Source organism: Streptomyces kaniharaensis (assembly GCF_009569385.1).
In the GTDB taxonomy this organism is placed as follows: domain Bacteria; phylum Actinomycetota; class Actinomycetes; order Streptomycetales; family Streptomycetaceae; genus Kitasatospora; species Kitasatospora kaniharaensis.
The window spans coordinates 5,161,628-5,181,630 of record NZ_WBOF01000001.1; the positions used below are offsets into that span (position 1 = coordinate 5,161,628).

At 72.7% G+C, this 20,003-nt stretch carries 16 protein-coding genes; 5 read left to right on the plus strand and 11 right to left on the minus strand.

Translation table 11 applies throughout. The features are described from left to right. Positions 1–136 precede the first annotated feature (136 nt). The 9 genes from F7Q99_RS23170 to F7Q99_RS23210 form a co-directional block, all read right to left on the minus strand. A complete protein-coding gene (locus F7Q99_RS23170) occupies positions 137–1,339 on the minus strand; it encodes a type III PLP-dependent enzyme (protein WP_153464405.1) in 1,203 nt (400 codons plus the stop codon). Continuing rightward, on the minus strand, positions 1,336–3,042 hold the full coding sequence (locus F7Q99_RS23175; protein ID WP_153464407.1) for an IucA/IucC family protein: 1,707 nt from the start codon (positions 3,040–3,042) through the stop codon (positions 1,336–1,338). The genes F7Q99_RS23170 and F7Q99_RS23175 overlap by 4 nt, the downstream gene beginning before the upstream one ends. Beyond that, complete coding sequence (locus tag F7Q99_RS23180; RefSeq protein WP_153464410.1) at positions 3,039–4,262, minus strand: MFS transporter; 1,224 nt, start codon at positions 4,260–4,262, stop codon at positions 3,039–3,041. Before F7Q99_RS23180 ends, F7Q99_RS23175 begins: the two co-directional genes overlap by 4 nt. Next, complete coding sequence (locus F7Q99_RS23185) at positions 4,259–6,019, minus strand: IucA/IucC family protein (RefSeq protein WP_153464412.1); 1,761 nt, start codon at positions 6,017–6,019, stop codon at positions 4,259–4,261. Before F7Q99_RS23185 ends, F7Q99_RS23180 begins: the two co-directional genes overlap by 4 nt. Beyond that, positions 6,016–7,224, minus strand: coding sequence for an ATP-grasp domain-containing protein (locus F7Q99_RS23190; protein ID WP_153464414.1), 1,209 nt, complete (start codon positions 7,222–7,224; stop codon positions 6,016–6,018). The genes F7Q99_RS23185 and F7Q99_RS23190 overlap by 4 nt, the downstream gene beginning before the upstream one ends. 138 nt (positions 7,225–7,362) lie before the next feature. After that, positions 7,363–8,361: an ABC transporter substrate-binding protein gene (locus tag F7Q99_RS23195; protein WP_153464416.1), complete on the minus strand. Its 999-nt coding sequence runs from the start codon at positions 8,359–8,361 to the stop codon at positions 7,363–7,365. A gap of 61 nt (positions 8,362–8,422) precedes the next feature. Continuing rightward, positions 8,423–9,271: an ABC transporter ATP-binding protein gene (locus tag F7Q99_RS23200; RefSeq protein ID WP_153464417.1), complete on the minus strand. Its 849-nt coding sequence runs from the start codon at positions 9,269–9,271 to the stop codon at positions 8,423–8,425. 83 nt (positions 9,272–9,354) lie between these two features. Beyond that, entirely contained in the window at positions 9,355–10,389 is a 1,035-nt protein-coding gene (locus F7Q99_RS23205) for a FecCD family ABC transporter permease (RefSeq protein WP_407697819.1), read from the minus strand. After that, positions 10,386–11,351, minus strand: coding sequence for a FecCD family ABC transporter permease (locus tag F7Q99_RS23210; RefSeq protein WP_230210845.1), 966 nt, complete (start codon positions 11,349–11,351; stop codon positions 10,386–10,388). Before F7Q99_RS23210 ends, F7Q99_RS23205 begins: the two co-directional genes overlap by 4 nt. A 306-nt stretch (positions 11,352–11,657) precedes the next feature. Between F7Q99_RS23210 and F7Q99_RS23215 the strand changes: the two genes are divergently transcribed. Both F7Q99_RS23215 and F7Q99_RS23220 read left to right on the plus strand, forming a co-directional pair. After that, the gene (locus F7Q99_RS23215) at positions 11,658–12,473 is read left to right on the plus strand and encodes a (2Fe-2S)-binding protein (RefSeq protein ID WP_326847014.1); all 816 of its coding nucleotides are present in this window, start codon (positions 11,658–11,660) and stop codon (positions 12,471–12,473) included. Positions 12,474–12,535: 62 nt separating this feature from the next. Further along, positions 12,536–12,937, plus strand: a complete 402-nt coding sequence (locus tag F7Q99_RS23220) for a VOC family protein (RefSeq protein WP_153464421.1) — start codon at positions 12,536–12,538, stop codon at positions 12,935–12,937. A 32-nt stretch (positions 12,938–12,969) separates the two neighbouring features. Here F7Q99_RS23220 and F7Q99_RS23225 read toward each other — a convergent pair whose 3' ends face one another. Further along, complete coding sequence (locus F7Q99_RS23225) at positions 12,970–13,317, minus strand: DUF6191 domain-containing protein (protein WP_153464423.1); 348 nt, start codon at positions 13,315–13,317, stop codon at positions 12,970–12,972. A gap of 225 nt (positions 13,318–13,542) precedes the next feature. On the opposite strand from F7Q99_RS23225, the gene F7Q99_RS23230 reads away from it, so the two are divergent. The 3 genes from F7Q99_RS23230 to F7Q99_RS23240 all read left to right on the plus strand — a co-directional run bounded on the left by F7Q99_RS23230 (position 13,543) and on the right by F7Q99_RS23240 (position 18,895). Then, on the plus strand, positions 13,543–14,301 hold the full coding sequence (locus tag F7Q99_RS23230; protein WP_153464425.1) for a dienelactone hydrolase family protein: 759 nt from the start codon (positions 13,543–13,545) through the stop codon (positions 14,299–14,301). Between the two features lie 273 nt (positions 14,302–14,574). After that, on the plus strand, positions 14,575–16,611 hold the full coding sequence (locus F7Q99_RS42700; protein ID WP_153464427.1) for a serine/threonine-protein kinase: 2,037 nt from the start codon (positions 14,575–14,577) through the stop codon (positions 16,609–16,611). A gap of 643 nt (positions 16,612–17,254) precedes the next feature. Then, complete coding sequence (locus tag F7Q99_RS23240; protein ID WP_326847015.1) at positions 17,255–18,895, plus strand: M4 family metallopeptidase; 1,641 nt, start codon at positions 17,255–17,257, stop codon at positions 18,893–18,895. A gap of 114 nt (positions 18,896–19,009) precedes the next feature. Here F7Q99_RS23240 and F7Q99_RS23245 read toward each other — a convergent pair whose 3' ends face one another. After that, a complete protein-coding gene (locus tag F7Q99_RS23245; RefSeq protein WP_153464429.1) occupies positions 19,010–19,825 on the minus strand; it encodes a MerR family transcriptional regulator in 816 nt (271 codons plus the stop codon). Positions 19,826–20,003: the final 178 nt, after the last annotated feature.

Genomic DNA, 20,003 nt, shown 5'->3' on the forward strand with positions numbered 1-20,003 from the left:
GACGACGGATGACAGATAACAGATGACAGATTCCGAAATCTGTCATCTGTTATCTGTCGCCTGCGATCTGTTCGTCGGCACGTGAGCTCACGGTCCCCCTGCGCTCCCTATGCCTCCTGGAACTCGCTCCCGCCTGTCAGCCGCCCAGGTAGTGGAAGCCCGGGCGGGGGTGCATCAGGAACTCGTGGTGCGAGATGTTCCACGCGTACGCGCCCGCCATCGTGAACAGCACCCGGTCCGCCGCCCGCATACCGTCCGCACCATCGGCCGCCCTGGCCAGGACGTCCTTCGGGGTGCAGAGTTGGCCGGCCAGGGTGGCGCGGCCGGTGGTCACGGCGGGGCGCGGCCACGGGTGCGGCCAGGCGTCCACCGGCAGCACCTCGAAGGGCTGGGAGTGGCCCCGGGTGGCCGGGGTGCGCAGGTGGTGGGTGCCGCCGCGGACGACGGCGAAGTCCTCGCCGTGGCTGCGCTTCACGTCCAGTACCTCGGTCGCGTACCAGCCGCAGTACGCCGTCAGTGCGCGGCCGGGCTCGATCCGCAGGGTCAGCCCCGGGTATGCGTCGAGCAGTTTTGCCAGCCCCTCACCGAAGGCCGTCCAGTCGAAGCGGGCGGACGGGTCCTCGTAGTCCACGGCCATGCCGCCGCCGACGTTGACCTCGTCCAGCGGGAAGCCGAGCCGCTCGGCCAGTGCCGCCGACCAGTCCACGATCTGTTCGGCGACGGCGAGTTGCTCCGTGGCGGCCAGCCCGCTGGCCAGGTGGGCGTGCACCCCGCGCAGGCGCAGCTGCCGCCCGAGCGGGCTGTCGCCGGTGAGCAGGCGGGCGCACTCCTCGGCGCGGTCCGGGTCGAGCCCGAACGGCGTGGGCCGCCCACCCATCGCGAGCGTCACCGCGTCCAGGGTGCCGGCGCCGAGGGTGAGGTTGACCCGCAGCAGCACGTCGACCGCCACGCCCGGCCGCTCCGCGAGGACCGCCGCGAGCCGGTGCAGTTCCTGCTCGCTCTCGACGTGCCAGCGGTGTACGCCGGCGTCGACCGCGGCGGCGATCTCGACGGGGGTCTTGCCCGGTCCGCCGAAGGCCAGCGGGGCGTCCGGCACTGCTTGCCGTACGTGCGCCAACTCGCCGCCGCTGGAGACCTCGTAGCCGTCCACGGCCTCCCGCAGCGCGGTGAGCACAGGCGTCTCCGGGTTGGCCTTGGCGGCGTAGTACAGCTCGACCCGGTCCGGCAGCGTGGCCCGGACGGCGGCGGCGTGTTCGCGAAGCGCTGCCAAGTCGTAGACGTAGGCGGGAAGTTCGTCGGGTTTGAGTGCGGCGACGTGCCGGCGGACGGACACGGTCATCGGGCGCTCCCGACAGTGACGGGGAAGGGGAGCCGGGCGGCCTCGGCCAGGACCGAACCGGCCAGTGGCGAGGGCAGCCGGACGTAGCCGGCCTCGCGGTCGGCCTTGCGCTCCCAGCGGGTGAGCAGGTTGGCCTTGGCGGGCAGCGGGACCCCGGCGAGGAGTGCGCGCAGGCGCGGCGTGCGGCCGTGCGCGGCCGCGTACTCCTCCAGGGTGTCCCGGACCGCCTGCCACAGGCTGCTTTCCAGCTCGGGGTGGCGGTCGGCGAGCGCGGCGAGCAGTTCGGCGACGTGGTTGACCAGCAGGCAGTAGACCACCCGGTCCCAGCCGCGCTCGGCGTCGTACGTCATCGGGCCGGCTACCTCGGGCGGCAGGGACGTGAGCAGCGCGGCGTTCTGCTCGGGGACGAGCTTGGTGCCTTCCAGGTCGCGGAAGAGCACCTGCGCAGGGTGGCCGGAGGCGTCGACGCCGATCAGCACGTTCTGCAGGTGCGGTTCGAGCACCACGCCGTGGTCGAAGTAGGCGGCCAGCACCGGCGGGATGAGCAGTCGCAGGTAGGCGCGCCACCAGTCCAAAGCCCGCCGGCTGTCCGAAGTCCCTTCCAGTAGGCGGGAGATGTGCGCCGAGCTGGTCGGGTGCTCGTCGGCGACGGCGGCGGCGAGCAGCGGGGTGACGCCGGGCCGGAGCACGCCCGCGAAGCCCTCGCGGACGATCAGGCCGAAGCCCTCGAACAGCGAGAGCTCCGGGCGGCCGTCCGCGCCGGGCAACGCCAGTGTGCGGAAGGCGGGTTCGCGCAGTATCGCCGCGTCGGGGAAGCGCCGGGCGAGGTCGGCGAGCGCAGGGGCGAGCAGCCGGGTGAGCGTGACGGCGCCGGTCAGCTCGTACGCGGCGTTCTTGCGCAGGCAGTTGGTGATGCGGACGTTGAGGCTGAACTTGAGGAAGGCGTCCGCGCCGTGGAGGGTGCGCACCGAGGCGGTGGCGGCGAACTCCTCGCCGCGCGGGCCGAGGTCGAGAACGTCGCCGCTGGCCAGGGCGCCGAGCAACAGCGGGTGATCGCCGATGAGTTGGTACTGCCAGGGGTGCGCGGGCAGCAGCCGGTACCCGGCCGGCACTTCGCCGAGTCCGTCGAGGAGGTCGGTCGCCGTGTCGTCGAGCGAGCGCTCGGCGAGCAGTTCCTCCCGTACGGCCAGGTGTCGCAGCCGGAAGCCGGCCCGCGCCTCCGGTGCGTACCGGCGCCAGTTGCCGCGGGCGGCGGAGCGCGACTTGGGTGCGGGGTGGAAGCGGTGGCCGAAGAGCAGGGCCTGCTCGGACTCGAGGTAGCGGTGCGGTCCGGCGGCCGGCCGGCTCTCCAGGCCCTCGCGCACGCCCTCGTGGCTGGAGGCCACCTGGTCGAGGAACTCCTCGTTCACCGTGCCGGTGCGCAGCTCCAGTTCGTCCTGGACGTGGCCGGCCAGCTCGCGCCAGTCCAACTCCTGCCAGCCGCCGGACCGTTCGATCTCGACCGGGCCGGTGAACCGGTGCGCGCCGAGCAGGGAGGTGCGGCGCAGCGCGACCCGCAGCAGGACGCCGCGGCGGGGGAGGCGGATCTGCAGCCGGTTGTCGGTGACGGCGGTCTGGTGCTCGGGCGCGGAAACCTCGCGCAGCAGGCAGTTGAGCAGGGTGTGGGCCACCGCGTCGTCGGCGGTGGGCAGTTCGTGGGTCATCGGCGACTCCAACGCTGGCGGGCGAACGGGACAGTGAGTGCGGTGGCCGCGAGGGCGGCCAGGAGGGCGGCGGCGGTGCCGGCCACCACGGGTGCGGCGGCGCCGAACCGGTCGTTGGCCAGCGCGGCGACGGCGCCGGCGGCAACGGCGCCGCCCTTGGAGACGAGTTCGAGGGTGCCGAACATCCGCCCGGGCGGGCGGCCCTTGGCGGCGCCGGCGGCGAGGACGGCGAGGCTGACCAAGCCGAGCGTGAGCCCGGCCCCGAGCAGCAGCCGGACGGCGACGAACACCGGCAGGGAGTGGGCGACGGCGTGTCCGGCGAGGGCGAGGGTCACGAAGCCGAAGCCGAGGGCGATCCCGGTGTGCGGGCGGGCGTGGAAGACCGCGTGGGCACGGGCCGCGGACACCAGGTAGCACAGGTGCGGCAGGGCGAACAGAACCCCGGTGGTGATGCCGGAGACGCCGGGCAGACGGTGCTCGGCGAGGGTGATCAGATAGGGGAAGGATATGACGGTGGCGAAGACGAAGGTGAACTCGAAGGCGTAGAGCGGAAGGAGCGGAGCCAGCCGGGTGGCCTCGGGCTCGTTCTCCGTGGTCGCGGCGGCTGCCGGGAGGGGCCGGGGTTCGGGCAGCAGCGACAGCAACACGGCTGCGGCGAGCGGCAGTACGGCCATCACCAGGTACTGCCGGTGCGGGTCGATCCACGGGGACAGCGCGCCGACCAGGATCGGTGCGGCCACCAGTGCGGCGCGTGCGCTGCCCTGCATCAGGGTGAGCGCGCGGGAGAGCCGGGGTCCGTCGAGGGCGGCGGCGAGGTAGCCGTTGGTGGCGGCGAAGGTGCCGCCGAGGAATCCCTGGAGGACCAGCGCGAGGGTGAACGCGGGCAGGCTGTCGGCCGCGCCGGCGAGCAGGAACGAGACGGTGAGTCCGAGTTGGGCGCGCAGCAGCAGCCGCTTGCGGCCGAAGCGGTCGGCGAGACGGCCCCACAACGGGGCACCGAGCGCGCTGAACACCGTCGGCACGATGTACAGCACGCCGGCCCAGTGGGCCTGCGGGTCGCCGAGCGCGGGCAGGATGGCGGTCAGGTACGGCGGCAGGCCGAGTGCGGCGAAGGAGGCGACGAAGTAGCAGGCGGCGACGGCGTGTACCTGGCGGCGGTCGAGCCCGCTGGGGCGCGCGGCCCTGCCGGCGGACCGCTGAAGGAGGGTCTCCACGGTCATCGCGTACGGCGGTTCGGCAGGAGGTAGTTGGGGCCGCTGGTGTAGTGCTTGTTGATGTCGGCGGCGCCCGAGCGCTGCTTGGTGAGCAGGGTTCCGGCGGTGACCATGGCCTTGACCGGAAGCCGCTCGGCGTCCAGCAGGTCCGTCCGCAGCGGGTCGCCCACCGGGCCGATGCGGTCGACGGCCTCGGTCAGACGCTTGCGCAACAGGGCGAGGGCGTCGGCGAGTTCGGCGCGGCCGTGGTCGGCGAGGCCGAACGCGAGGGACGCGGTGCAGAGGTGGCCGGTGATGGTGGTGAACAGGTCGGTCAGCGCCCGGTCGTCATCGCCGAAGATCCGTGCGTCGTCGAACTCGTCGGGGGAGGGAGCGAGTTCGCCGAGGGTCGCGGCGAGGCGGGCGGTGTGGACACGAGGCCCGTCGTCGTCCTTGTAGAGCAGGCGCAGCCCGTCCGCGTCGAGGACCAGCGAGGTGTTCTGCTGGTGCGACTCCAGTGCGATGCCGTAGCCGAACAGCGTGGTCTGCCAGTCGAGCAGCAGCTCCAGCAGAGCGTCGTAGAGGGCGAGCGGGTCGCCGTGGTAGAACCGGTCGGCGAGGTCGTCGAGCACGAGGCGGCCGCCGGGCGCGGGCGCCAGCAGCGCGGCCAGCGGGACGGTGACGGCCCTCTCCAACCCGGCGGGGTAGCGGCGCAGCAGGACGGCGAGCAGCTCGTGCCCGGCGTGGGCCCAGCTCTGTTCGTCGGCGTGCAGGATCCGCCCGGCGAAGCGCGGTTCGCGGTCCAGCACGGCCTCGATCAGGCGCTGGCCGGCGGCGCCGTCGACCAGCGTGCCGGGCTTGATGGTGCGGCGGTTGAGCCGGCCCAGGCTGGCGGTGGCGAGCGGGAGCTTGAGGTGGCAGGCGGGGTCGTCAGCGACGGCGACGGTGCGCATGGAGAGCGTGGGCACGACCGTCAGGTAGCGGCGATCGGCGAGCATCGCGCGACCGGCCAGGCCGGTGGCCGCCAGTGCCTCGTCGAGTGGTGCGCCGACGGTGAGCGGGTGGACGGGCAGGGTGGTCCAGCCGTCGCCGGGGCAGGAGTCGCCGAGGCCGAGCCAGGCCGGGGTGGGCCACCAGCTGGGGAGCGGTTGCTCGCCGTGGGTCGTGAGGGCGTCGGTGGGCACGGCCAGCCAGCGCAGTTCGAAGGCCGGGTGGAACTCGGGTGCGTAAGAGCGCAGTTGGGCGTCGGTGAGCCCGGCGCGGCCGCGCGCGGTCGGGTAGACCGGGTGGTCGAGGTAGGCGGCCAGGGCGTCGTGGCCCAGGGCGGCGGAGGGGCCGGCCCAGCTGGCGGGGTCGGCACCGTACAGGTCGGTGAGCCGCGCGTGCACCTCGGGCTGGACCTGCTCGTGGAGTTCCATGGTGGCGAGGGTCTGGCGGCACTCCTCGGCGAGGGCGGCCCAGCCGGGCAGGTCCTCGGGGTCGGCCAGCTCGGCGAGGTTCGCCACGATGGCGTCCAGTCCTGCGGAATCCCTTCCGGCGAGCTCGCGGCCGCGGAGCTCTCGTCCGGCGAGCTGGTGTCCGCCGAGCTCCAGCAGCGGCAGCCGGGCCGCGTACTCGGACTGGAACCCCTCGGGCGTGACGGGCACGGCCAGTCCGGCGTCGGCGAGGACGAGCCACGGGCCGTCGGGCCGCTCCTCGACGGTGCCGCGCGTGCGCAGGCCGAGGACGTCCTCGCGGACCAGGGCGGAGAGCAGGCGCAGGGTGAGCTGCTCGGCGGCGGTCATGGAGTGATCTCCCAGCGGTTGGCGGCGAGGAAGCGGGCGACAGCGGCGTCCACGGCGGTCTGGACGGTGCCGACGGCCCAGATGACGCCCAGGTAGTCCCGGTTGGTGCGGTAGCGCTCGTGGCGCTCGCCGAGCGGGCGCAGCGGACGGTAGGCGAGCCGGACGCCGTCGCGCTCCTCGTCGTACGGGCCGGGGGCGGCGGTGAGGACACCGGCCCGGTCGGCGCAGATCACCTCGTTGCGGGCGCGGCGCGGGGTGGCGGCGCACTGGTCACCGAGGTCGGCGGGGAGTTCGCGCCCGAGGTGGACGCCGAGGATGTGCTCGAAGAGCGGAATGTGGAGGATCTCGGCGAGCATCAGGTCGCACTGGTCGCCGATGGCGCGGTAGTTGACCTCGATGATCCGGGCGCGGCCGTCGGGCTGGAGGACGAACTCGGTGTGGCAGGCGCCGAGTCCGACGCCGAGCGCCTCGAGCTGGGCGAGGACCTGGGCGACGGCGTCGGCGGGGTGTGCGGGGACGAACTCCAGGACCTCCTCGATGAAGTCCGGGGGAGGGGAGAGCCGGGTGCGGAACCCGCCGAGGACGTGGCGGCCCCGGCCGTCGCCCAGCGTCTCCAGGGTGCACAGCTGCCCGTCCAGGAACTCCTCGACGACGAGCGTGGCGCCGGCCCGGCGGTGCTGGATCTCCTCACAGCGTAGGGCGAGTTCGGCGGCGTCGGTGACGAGCGTGACGTCCTCGCTCGCGACCCCCTCGCGCGGTTTGACCACGCACGGGAACGGCGGGTCGAGTTCGGCAGCGTCCTGGCCGGGCGCCAACTCGGCGGACCAGACGGTGTCCTGGCCGGTCAGGGCGAGGTGGCGGCGCAGCTGCCCCTTGTCCTTGGCCCGCAGCGCGGCCTTCCAGTCCTTGGCGGGCAGACCGAAGTAGTCGGCGGCCAGGGCGGTCTGGGTCTGCAGGTGGTCGCTGTTGCTGAACACCGCGTCGGGCGCGTGGTGGCGGGAGATCAGGCTGATCACCGCGCGGAAGTCCCGGACGTCGCACTCGAGCACCTCGGGGGCGGTGAACGGGAGGGTGGCGTACGCCCGACGGTGGGGCTCGGCGCAGTCGGTGAGGACGGTGACGTCGAGCCCGAGCCGGGCGGCGGCGGGCAGGAAGCCGGCGGTGACCGAGTCGGTGGGATTGAGGGCGAGCAGGTAGAGCCGCATGGGGTGTGATCCTCGGGGTGGTCGCGGACAGGTGACGGCGGACAACTGACGGATGACAGATGTTGAAATCTGTCAGTTGTCATCTGTTCGCCGTCATCCGTCCGTCGTCAACTGTCGGCGGATACTCGGGCGCCTCGACTACTTGGGCACCTCGACGCCCGCGGCCTTGGCGATGTCGCCGAGCATCGCGTCGGCGGCCTGGACGCCGATGCCGGACATCCAGGTCTCGTCCGGGACGTTGAACACCTTGTTGTTCTTGACGGCGTTCAGGCCCTGCCAGACCGGGGTCTGCTGGACCTCGGTCTCCTTGGTCTTGGAGGGGTCGTCGGCCGTGGTGACGAACACCAGATCGGCGTCGGCCTGGTTGATCTGCTCGGCACTGACCTCGAGGATGTTCTTGTCGACGTCCTGGGAGGCCGGGCGGGCCAGGCCGACGTCCTTGAGTACGACGCCGCTGTAGGAGGACTTGGCGTAGAGGCGGGTCGGGCCGGCCACGAAGCGGACCACGGACGCGGTGGGCATGGTGCCGCCGTTCTTCGCCTTGATCGCCTCGCCGAGCTTGGCCGCGCGCGCCTCGTAGTCGGCGAGCGCCTTCTTGGCCTCGTCCTCCTTGCCGAGCGCCTGGGCGTAGAGCGCCAGGTTCTCCTTCCAGGGGAAGCCTGTGGTCTCGGCGAGCACGGTCGGCGCGATCGCGTTCAGCTGGTCGTAGACCTTGGCGTGGCGGACCTTGGAGGAGAGGATCAGGTCGGGCTTGAGGGAAGCGATCAGCTCCAGGTTCGGCTCGTTCATCGGGCCGACGTCCTTGGTGTCCTTGATCTTGTCCTTGAGGTAGTTCGGGAAGCCGCCCTCGGTCTTCATGTGCGGCGAGACGGCGCCGACCGGCGTGATGCCGAGGAGGGTGACGTCGTCGAGCTCGCCGCTGTCCAGGACCACGACACGCTTCGGCTGGGACTTGAGATCGGCGGTTCCGGCGGCGTGCTTGACGCTGCGCGGGAACCCGGCGGAGGCGGAGGTGGACGCGGAGCTGCTGGCGGTGTCGCCGCTTGCCTTCGAGCCGTCCCCGTTGCTGCCGCAGGCGGCGAGCAGAGTCGTGGAGAGCGTGACGGCGAGGACGGCGACGGGGAGTCGGCGGTTCATCGGTGTTCCTTGGATCGGCTTGAACAGGGGGACGGAGGAAGGGAGTTCAGGCGAATGGGCGTCAGGCGGAGGCGCGGGTACCGGTCCGCACCCGGGCCCGTGGCACGACCAGCGGCGTGCCCGTCTCCGGGTCGGGCACCACCCGGCACGGCACCTGGAACACCCCCTCCACCAGCTCGGCGGTCAGCACCTCTGCCGGCGGCCCGGCCGCGGCGAGCCGCCCGTCCTTGAGGACGACCAGGTGGTCCGCGTACCGGGCGGCCTGCCCGAGGTCGTGGAGCACCATGACGACGGTGCGCCCGGCCTCGTCGTGCAGGTCGGCGACCACGTCGAGGACGTCGAGCTGGTGGCGCAGGTCGAGGAAGGTGGTCGGTTCGTCGAGCAGCAGCAGGTCGGTGTCCTGGGCCAGCGCGAGCGCGATCCAGGCGCGCTGGCGCTGCCCGCCGGAGAGCCGGTCGACCTGCTGGTCGCGCAGTTCGGCGGTGCCGGTGCGGGCGAGCGCGTTCTCGACGGCGGCCTGGTCGGCCTTGGACCAGGGGCTGAGCATCCGCTGGTGCGGATACCGGCCGAGCCGCACCAGCGACTCGACGGTGATCGCCTCGGGGGTGACGGGCTGCTGCGGTAGCAGGCCCATCCGCTTGGCGAGGGCCCGGGCGGGCATCCGATGGATGTCGGAGCCGTCGAGGGTGACGGTGCCGGCGACCGGGGCGAGCAGGCGCACCAGCCCGCGCAGCAGGGTGGACTTGCCGCACGCGTTGGGCCCGACGATGGCGGTGACGGCGCCGCCGGGCAGTTCGAGGTCGAGCCCGTCGACGATCACGCGGTCGCCGTAGCGGAGGCCGAGCCCGTGGGCGGCGAGGCGATTGGCGTTCGTGCCAGCGTTCGTAGCGGCGTTCGTAAGAGCGCTCATGACGGCACTCGTGGCAGCGGTCGCAGCACCACTCGCGACAGCACTCGCAGCAGCGCTCGCGGCAGCGGTCGATTCAGGCGTCATCAGCTGTTCCTCTGGGGAAGCCGGCCCTGGCGGATCATCAGCACCAGGAGCCAGGGCGCGCCGAGCGTGGCGGTGACGGCACCGACCGGCAAGCCGTGGACGGGGATCACGTGGAGCACGAGGAGGTCGGCGCCGAGCAGCAGCAGGGCGCCGGTGAGCGCGGTGAGGCCGAGCGTGCCGAGGGTGGGGGGCCCGGCGAGCAGCCGGACCAGGTGCGGGACGGCGAGCGCGACGAAGGCGACCGGGCCGGTGAGGGCGGCGGCGAGCGAGGCGAGGGTGATGGTGAGCAGCAGCAGCCACATCCGGTCCCGGGCGGGGTTGAGGCCGAGGCCGCCGGCCGAGTCGTCGCCGAGGTCGAGGATCGCGACGCGCCGCTGGCAGAGCAGCACGGCGACGGTGGTGAGCACGATGGCGGTGCCGCCGATCCGGACCTCGGTCCAGTTCCGGCCGTAGAGCGAGCCGGTGGTCCACTGCATCGCGGAGGCGGCCAGCTCGGCCGGGAACCGTACGATCATCAGGTTCACGGCGGCGGCCAGGCCCTGCTGGACCGCCAGGCCGACCAGGACCAGCCGGGTGACGGCCATCCGGGACCGCCAGGCGAAGCCGCCCAGCAGTAGCGCGGCGAGCAGTCCGCCGCCGAGGGCGGCGAGCGGGATCAGCTGCTGGGAGGCACCGATGGCGAGCATCAGCACCGCGCCGAAGGACGCGCCGCCGGTGATGCCGATGGTGTCGGGGGCGGCCAGCGGGTTGCGGAAAAGGCGCTGGAGCATGGAGCCGGCCATGGCCAGCCCGGCGCCCGCGATCAGCGCCGACACCACGCGCGGGGCCCGGAACTGCTGCACCACCAGGACGTTCCCGGGCTGGCCCTGCCCGATGAGGGCGCGCAGCGCGTCCCACGTGGAGATGCTGACCCGCCCGGTGCCGAGGGCGACGCCGGTCAGGAGCACCAGCAGCGCGGCGGCCAGTACCGACCAGGCGGCAGTGCGGGCCCGGCGGCGGGCGATCGTGCCGACGGGGGCGACGATAGCGGTCACCGGGCCACCCTCCGCGTCAGGACCGCGAGCAGCGGCGCTCCGAGGAACGCGGTCACGATGCCGACCTCGATCTCGGACGGGCGGGCCACCAGCCTGCCGAGCACGTCGGCGGCGAGCAGCAGCAGCGGACCGGCGATCAGGCAACCGGGCAGCAGCCAGCGGTGGTCGTTGCCGAGCAGCGGACGGACCAGGTGCGGAGCCGCCAGTCCGATGAACGCCACGGGTCCGGCGACGGCGACCGCGCTACCCGCCAGCAGGACGACGGCGAGCCCGCCGGCCACCCGGATCCGGGCCACCGGCACGCCGAGCGACTGGGCGGCCTCGTCGCCGAGGGCCAGCGCGTTCAGGGCCGGCGAGATCGCGAGCGCGCCCAGCAGGCCGACCGCGAGGAACGGCAGGACGGGGGTCAGGGTGTCGAGCTGCCGCGCGGCGATGGACCCGGCCAGCCAGAACCGGGCCTCGTCCAGAGTGCGGTGACTGGCCAGCATCAGCGCGGACGTCCACGACGTGAGCACGACGGTGAGCACCGTGCCGCCGAGCGCGAGCCGGACCGGGTCGAGGTCCCCGTCGCGCCGGGACATCGCGTACGCGGCCACCGCGGCGACGGCCGCGCCGGCGAAGGCGAACCAGACGTATTCGGCCGGCCGGGTGAGGCCCAGCGCGTAGATCGCGGCGACGACGGCGAAGCCGGCGCCCGCGTTGATGCCGAGGGTGATCGGCGAGGCGAGCGGGTTGCGCGTGACGCCCTGGGCGACGGCTCCGGCCACGCCGAGCGCGGCTCCGACCGCCAGGCCGATGACCGTCCGCGGGACGCGAAGGCCCGTCACGACGTCGGCGTCGCCGCCGTGGACGGCACCGGTCAGGGCGTCGGCCACGGTGGACAGCGGGATGGATCGGGAGCCGAGCGCGAGGCTCAGCGCGGCACACAGCACGAGCGCGCACACTCCGGCGACCAGCAGCAACGGCTGCCGTACCGCCGAGGGGCGAGGTGTCGCCGGGGCTGTGGTGGCCGGCAGGTCGGTTCTCAACACGTTCGGCATCTTAGGTTAGGCTTGCCTAAGTTTGTCAAGTCTTTGCAATTCGAACGAATCCGCGATGGGGGTGAGGCGGAGGCCGGTGGGGCCGTGTGTCGCGCGCATTCTGAAGGTATGTAAGGTGAGCCTCACCTTATCCGATCTCGGGAAACCGTCTCGGGAGTGTCGATGATCTCCGGACCGCCCATGCCCGCCGCACCGCCGGTGTCGCCGCCCGTGTCGCCTCCTGCTCCGGTGGCTTCACCTCCTCCGTCACCGGCGCTGTGCGAGGACTACCGGCGCCTGCACGAGCTCTGCCCGGTACTGAACCTGCGCGTGCTCGGCCCGACCGAACCCGGTCCGTCCGCTGCCGACGGCTGGTACTGCGGCGCCCAACTGGCAAGCGACGAGCGCGCCATGGCCGCCGCCCTGGCCGGCGAGGAGGCGCGCATCGCCGCCGAGCACGGCCGCGCCCCGCGCCCCCACGTCACCGCCTCCCGCCTGCTCCACCACTACCTCTGGTCCGCCTGCCTGCTCATCGCCGGCCCCTGGCACCTCGGTTGGCGCGTCCCGCGGATCGACCCCGCAGACCTCTGGCTGCACGCCCCCACCGGCGACCTCGCGCTGCGCCCGCGCGAGCACGTCGGCCTCCCGGCGCTCCCCGGTGCCCACTCGACGCTCCCCGGCGAGGACGAACTCCGCGCCGAACTGCGCGCCGCCGTCGTCGCCCACGTCGAACCGCTGCTCGCAGCCTTCGCCGGACCCACTCGCCGCCGGGAGCGCGCACTCTGGGGCATGGTGACGGACGATCTGGCCTCCGCCCTCTGGTACCTCGGCCGGATGATCGGTGAGGAGGACGCCGCGGTCGCCGCCGCCGAAGCCGTCCTGCCCGGCGGCACCCTCCCGCTTCCCGGCGCCGCCGACTTCCGCCGCCTGCGCACTCCCGACGGCCGCAGCCACCCCACCCGCACCCGGCTCGGCTGCTGCCTCTACTACGCCGTCAAGCCCGAGGCCATGGCCTGCATCACCTGCCCGCGAACCTCGGACGAGGAGCGCCTGCAACGGCTCTGACGGCCGGTCCGGACGTCCGGCCGGCAGTCTCGATGTCAGTGGCACCTGCTACGTTCACGCACATGATCGATGCGACGACGCGAGTGCGGATCGCCCGCCCCTCCCGGGACCTCGCGGCGGCCGAGCGGTTCTACGTCGGCGGCCTCGGCCTCGACGTGATCTGGCGGACCACCGAGCGGGTCTCCGGCGAGCACGACCTGCTGATGGTCGGCCCGCCTGGCGGCGCCTGGCACTTCGAGCTCACCCACGACCCGGAACACCCGCTGGAGCCCACCCCGACCGTCGACGACCTGTTCGTCGTCTATCTCGGCGCGCCCGTGGACGACGCACTCGTCGCCCGGCTGGCGGCCGCCGGTGGCACCCGGGTCAAGGCCAACAACCCTTACTGGGACGAGCACGGCGTGACGATAGCCGACCCGGACGGCTACCGGCTGGTGCTCTGCTCCCGCACCTGGGGCGTCTGACCGCCAGCGCCCGCCCGCTGCCGTCCGGGACCTCACCGCCGGTCGGTGTCCTGCCCGCCGGTCGGTGCCCTACCGGCGCCACTCGGTACTACTGGCATGCCCGGCAGCACCGCCACGCCCGCCTCCAGGTCCACACCGAAGTGCGGCGGCGCCCCGGCCTGCGCGTCGTCGCGCAGCATCAGCTGTTCCTGCCGCTGCTCGATCTGCACCTGCTTGTCGGCGCTGAAGAGCGCGTGCAGCTCCTCCAGCCCGGCGGTGCTCAGACCCGTGCCGCTCCCGGAGCGGCGCTCCGGCCGGCGCCTACGCATCGTCTCGCCCTGGATCTGCCACACCGCCAGCAGCACCAGCCCCGCCACCACCGCCGCCGCTCCCGCGATCATCCCCATGCCCGCTGAACGCGCTTCGGCCGTACGGGTGTTCCCGCATGACAGGCTGGCCGTCATCGCCTCGCCCGTTCGCTGGCGAGGTCACGCAAGGTGGGCGGACGGCCGAGCCGTGAGCCGCATGCCGCCTGCCTGATCGCTTTCCGGTAGCGGAAATTCGCGCGCCGAATCCGGTCCCGCCAGCTACCCTGCCGCGCGAAGCCGACAGAAAGAGTGATCACCATGACCGTGCGCGGCACCACCGTTGACATTCCGACGGCGGACGGCATCGCCGACGCCTACCTCGCCCACCCCGACGACGGCCGGCCCCACCCCGCCGTCATCCTGCACATGGACGCCATCGGCCTCCGGCCCCACCTGGCGGCCAAGGCGGACCGCCTCGCCGAGGCCGGCTACACCGTCCTCGTCCCCAACGCCTACTACCGGCACGGTCGGGCGCCGGTCATGGCCTACCCGGACGTGATCGACCCGGCCAACGACCCGAGCTTCTTCGAGCGCCTCGGCCCGCTGCTCGCCACCCTCACCCCCGAGGTGACCGACCGCGACGCGGACGCCTTCCTCCGCTGGCTCGCCGACTCCCCGCTCGTCGAGGCCGGCCCGGTCGGGCTCCTCGGCTACTGCCGCGGCGCGGTGCACGCGCTGCGGATGGCAGCCACCCACCCGGAGCGCGTCGCCGCCGTGGCCGGCTTCCACGGTGGCAACCTGGCGACCGACGACCCGGACAGTCCGCACCTCGGGGCCCACCGGATCACCGCCGAGCTGTACTTCGGCCACGCCGACGAGGACCCGTCGCTGCCCCCGGAGCAGATCGCCCGCCTCGCCGAGGCGCTCACCGAGGCCGGTGTCCGCTACGAGGCCGAGGTGTACCAGGGCGCCCTGCACGGTTTCACGCAGGGGGACACCACCCGCTACGACGCGGCCGCCGACGAGCGCCACTGGGAGGCCCTGCTCGCCCTGCTGAAGCGCACGCTGCCGGCCTGAGCCGTGAGCCGTGAGCCGTGAGCCGTGAGCCGTGAGTCGTGAGTCGTGAGCCGTGGGCCCCCGCCGTCCACGGTGACGCCCCGGGGCCATGTCGTGGCCGCCGTTCGGGAGCTCGCCGAGCACGCCCGGCAGGGACTCGCACGCCTGACTGAACCGCCCGCCCGGGACTTGCCAAAACAGCTCTGCACCACGGGTGCTGAGTCCACGGCACCCTCTGGCACACTGTGTGCCGAAAGGCCCGCTGGGGAGGGTCATGACATCGGGGGGCAGGGCATGAGGGGTCGGGGGGCCGTGCTCGGCGGGCGGTACGCGCTCACCGAGCGGATCGGTGGCGGCGGCATGGGCACCGTCTGGCGGGCCGACGATGCGGTGCTGGCGCGGAAGGTCGCCGTCAAGATCCTGCACGCGGCGCTGTTCGAGGACGGCACGTTCGTCCAGCGCTTCCGGCGTGAGGCCCAACTGGTCGCCGCGATCGACCACCCGGGGATCGTCGACGTGCACGACTACGGCGAGAGCCCGGACGGCGGTGAGGGCGGGGGCGACGACGAGCGCTGCGCCTACATCGTCATGGAGCTGATCGACGGCCGGCCGCTCGACCAGGTCCTCGCCGCGGACGGCCCGATGGCCCCCGAGCGCGCCCTCACGCTGATCGCCTCCGCGCTGGACGCCCTGCACGCGGCCCACCAGCAGATGATCGTCCACCGGGACATCAAGCCGTCCAACCTCATGGTGCGCGCCGACGGACGGGTCACCATCACGGACTTCGGCATCGCCCGCGCGATCGCCAGCACCAAGATCACCGCCTCGCACGCGATCATCGGCACCGCGCTCTACATGGCGCCCGAGCAGGCCGAGGGCAAGGGCGGTGTCTCCCCGGCCTCCGACCTGTACTCGATCGGTGTGGTCTGCTACGAACTGCTCACCGGGAAGCCGCCGTTCGTCGGCGAGAGCGTGCTGGAGGTGGCGCTCAAGCACGTCCGCGATCCCGCACCTGAGCTGCCGGACGAGTTCCCGCCGGCCGTACGGGAGTTGGTGGCGAAGGCGCTCGCGAAGAAGCCCGAGGACCGGCACGCCGACGCCGCCGCGATGGCCGCCGCGGCGCGGGCGGCGATCGGTGCGCCGAGCGCGGGCGCGGGCGTGGGCGTGGGCGAGGAAGTGGCCGGTGACGGGAAGGCCAGAGCCGTGGTGGCGGACGCCTCGGCGAAGGACGGCGGTACGGCGGTCGAAGGTGAGCCGGCAGGCGGGGGCACACCGAACGAGGTCGCGAAGGTCGAACCACAGCCGGTCACCGATCCGGGCCGCCGTCGGTCGCGGCGCGCGCTGCTCGTGCCCGTCATCGTCCCGATCGTCATCTCGATCGGCACGGCGACCGTCCTGCTCATCGACCGCGGGCCGGGCAGCGGTGGCGCGGACGCCAAGATGCCGCCGGGTGCGCAGCCAGCCGTCGTCACGACGGCCCCGGTGACACCGGGCACCGGCGCCCCGGCGACCCCGTCCACGACGGCCCCCGCCACCCCGGCCCCGGGCGACACCGCGGCGGCCTCGACCGCCGCCGACCAGCCGGCGGGAACCCCGAACCAGCCGCCGCAGCAGGGCCAACCGCCCGCCACGGGTGGCAACGGCGCAACGGCGTCGGGTGCGGGCGGCGCCGCCGTCGCGGGCGGAAAGGGCAACGGCGGAGCGGCAAGTGGTGGCGGCGGAGTCGCAGGAGGTCAGGCGAATCCGGCGGGCGGCGGAGCCGGCGGCGGCGGCAATCCGCCCGCTCCCAACAACAACCCGCATCCCCCGCAAGGCGGTAACGCCTCCGGTGGCGGTTCGGCCTCCCAGGGAGGTTCCCCGTCGGGCGGCGGCTCGCCCGTCGGCGGCGGCAACCCGCCCGCCCCGCCGACGCAGCCCCGGCCCGCGGACTGCGGAGGCAACAGCTGGAGCAGAATCGTCAACGAGCAGTACGGGCTTCCGCTCGGACTGGCGAACGACAGCCTGTCCGCCGGCAACCCGGTCGTTCTGGGCGGCGCTTCCCAGTACGGCTGGGTGGGCACCCTCGGCCCGGGCGACTACACCGACTACAACGCGTGCAACAAGGGCGGCCCGTTGCTGGTCCAGAACACGGACGGCACCGTGTCACTGAACCCCGGTTTCAGCTTCCTGACCGCATGGGTCGTGCGGCCCGCGGGGGCATCGGGCACGTACACGCTGGCCGAGAACGGCAGCGCGCGGTGCATGACCGCCAACGGAGTTGGCAACGTCGTCACCATGACCACCTGCACGCCCGGTCTGAAGACCCAGCAGTGGCGGCTCACGAGCGGCTGACGACGCGGACAGGAACGGGACCGTGCCGAACGATGACCGTCGCTCGGCGCCCGCCGGGGAACCCGTCGCAGCGTGAACTGCCGGCCGCCGTCCGCGCCCCTCATCGCCGCGTAGGACATATGCTCAACTCGACGACTGCACAACGGAGTCAGGCGAACACGCGAGTTCCCTTCGCTAGCAGACGCATCGACGGCGAACAAGTGGGGTCGGTGGCGGGACCTCGCCAGGCGGACGTCAAAACTCCGCTTAGGAGTTTTACAGGCATGTAAAATCCGGCCGGGCGCCGATCTCCTGTAAGCGCTCTGACGGTCAATCAAGTATCGGCGCAGGCCGAAGAGCTTGGTTCGCGTGGGAACTCACTGCAAGAGCGGGTGTATTGCCCCAATTTTCCCATCTCTCCGAGGGCTTGTTGAGCTGGCGGGACCTGGCCACTTGATGAACTAGACCTGTCAAAATGGCTGTCGGGTTGTCATTCTTTTGACCAGCCCCCTCCGGTAGTCCCCACCCCCACCCCTCGGTGGTCTGCCGCTCATCGCACGGGGCTTCAGCACGTCAGTGCCCGTCCCGCCCCACAGGTGCCGACCCCGGCCCCCGGGACGCGGTGCGACCGCGCACAGGCGCGGTTTCGCGGAAGGACTCGTACGTGAAGCGAAAGCTCGCAGCCGTCGCCGTGCTCTCGGCCACGGCCCTGCTGACCGGCGTGATCCAGGTGAGCACCACGGCCGCCCAGGCCGCCCCGACGCCTGCCCTCCAGGCGCAGGCGGCCCAGCAGCACGCCGCAGCGATCGCGCTGGCGAGCGGCCAGTCCGAGCCGCTGGCCAAGGCGCTGGCCCTGGGCGACCAGGAGCGACTGGTCGCCAAGGACGCCGTCGTCGACGCCGACGGCACCCGTCACCTCCGCTTCGAGCGGACCTTCGCCGGCCTGCCCGTGATCGGCGGCGACCTGGTGGTCCACCAGAGCTCCGACGGCGCCGTGAAGTCCGTGAACAAGGCCATCGCCGCGCAGGTCGGCGTGCCGAGCCTCACCCCGAAGATCCCCGCCGACCGGGCCGCCGCCGACGCCGCCGGCGCCGTCCGCGCCACCGTGGGCGTCACGCTGGACGCCGACGAGTCCCCGATGGCCGAGGTGCACCAGGCCGGCGCAGCCCAGCTGGTGGTCTGGGCGAGCGACGGCAAGCCGCGCCTCGCGTACCGGGTCCAGGTCGAGGGCACGCGCGCGGACGGCACCCCGAGCCGCCAGGTGCTGGTCACCGACGCCGCCACCGGACAGGTGCTGTCCACCCACGAGAAGGTGCAGACCGCGGCGGGCACCGGCACCGGCGTCTTCGTCGGCAACGTCCCGCTGGACACCACCCAGAGCGGCTCCTCGTTCCAGCTGAAGGACGCCTCCCGCGGCGGTCAGTCCACCAGCGACATGAACAACGGCACCGCCGGCAGCGGCACGCTCTTCGCCAACACGTCCAACACCTTCGGCGACGGCACCGTCTCCAACCGCGAATCCGCCGCTGTGGACGCCCAGTTCGGCGCCGCGAAGACATGGGACTTCTACAAGAGCACCTTCGGCCGCAACGGCATCCGCAACGACGGCGTCGGCGCCGCCAGCCGGGTGCACTACGGCTCGAACTACGTGAACGCCTTCTGGAGCGACGACTGCTTCTGCATGACGTACGGCGACGGCTCGGGCGACACCCACCCGCTCACCGCGCTGGACGTGGCCGGCCACGAGATGACGCACGGTGTCACCGCCGCGACCGCCAACCTGAACTACTCGGGTGAGTCCGGTGGCCTGAACGAGGCCACCTCGGACATCCTCGGCACGATGGTCGAGTTCTACGCCAACCTGCCCTCGAACCCGCCGAACTACCTGATCGGCGAGCTGATCAACCTGCGCGGCGACGGCAGCCCGCTGCGCTACATGGACCAGCCGAGCAAGGACGGCGTCTCCGCCGACAACTGGTCGGCCGATGTGGGCAACCTGGACGTGCACTACTCGTCCGGCGTGGCGAACCACTTCTTCTATCTGCTGTCGGAGGGCAGTGGCGCGAAGACGATCAACGGGTTCGACTACAACAGTCCGACGGCCGACGGCTCGACGGTCACCGGCATCGGCCGGGACAAGGCCGCACAGATCTGGTACCGCGCGCTGACCGTCTACTTCACGTCCACCACCGACTACGCGGGCGCCCGTGCGGCCACGCTCAGCGCGGCGACGGACCTGTACGGGTCGGGCAGCGCCGAGTACAACGCGGTCGCGGCGGCGTGGACCGCGGTGAACGTCAACTGAGGCGCTTCCCAGGGCTGCGGGCGAAGCGGTGAGGCACTGACGCGGTGAAGCACCAAGGCGGTGCTGCGGCGGGGGCGACGGTGGGTGGACCACCGTCGCCCCCGCCGTGTGTGCTCAGGTGTTCGGCCGATCGCCTTCGGCGCCGTTCTCCGCGCTGCTCTCCCGTCGCTGGCGCAGCAGTTCGTCGTATTCGGCGTGCACCCGCCGGTCCATCGCGAGCGTGAACTGGGCGTCCGCGACGGTTCGTGCCAGCGGTCGGACCCGCAGGATGCGCTCGGTGAGCCGGGCCGCCTCGCCGGGCGGCAGCGGGGCGTCCGCGGACAGGGCGCCGAGCAGTTGCGTGCTGACCAGCTCGATGAAGATCTCGGCGATGGCGTCCACGTGTTCCCGGGTGCGCCGGCTGGCGTCCAGGACGGCCGAGAGCGGCACACCCTCCGCGACCAGGGCGGTGGTGGCGTCCATCAGGCGCCGGCTGATGTGGGTGATGCCGTCGTCGTCGACGGCGATGTAGCCCTGCGCGATCGACTCGGCGGTGTTCTCCTCGGTGAGCTGGTCGCCGAAGGTGGCCTTCAGCTCGTCCCAGGTCAGGCGCAGAGGGGTCTCGTCCGACCAGGGCGCGACGATCGCGGCCTCCAGCCCGATCAGCTCGGCGACGTCCCGCCCGCTCTCACCGGCGCCGATCAGCTCCGCGATGCCGCCCAGGGTGTGCCCGCGTTCCAGCAGCTCGCCGATCACCCGGAGCCGGGTCAGGTGCTCCTCGCCGTACCAGGCGATCCGGCCCTCCTTGCGGGGCGGCTGGAGCAGCTTGCGCTCGCGGTAGAAGCGCAGCGTCCGGGTGGTGATGCCGGCCGCTTCGGCGAGTTCCTCCACCCGGTACTCGCGTTTTCTGTCGCCCGCAGCAGCTCTGACCTTGTCCACGGCGTTCAGCATAGGACCGTCGGCTGTGGGCGCCGGGCCGCCGCCGGGGTCGGGGTGGTGGGCCGTCTTCCCTCCGGTGCCGGCAGGGGCTACCCTGCCAACCATGCCAGTGATTGCTGGCATTGTTAATCGGAGTCCCGGGCAGACTGCCCGGGAGAGTTCCTCTTGGCGGCGCGCACACCACCGCCCC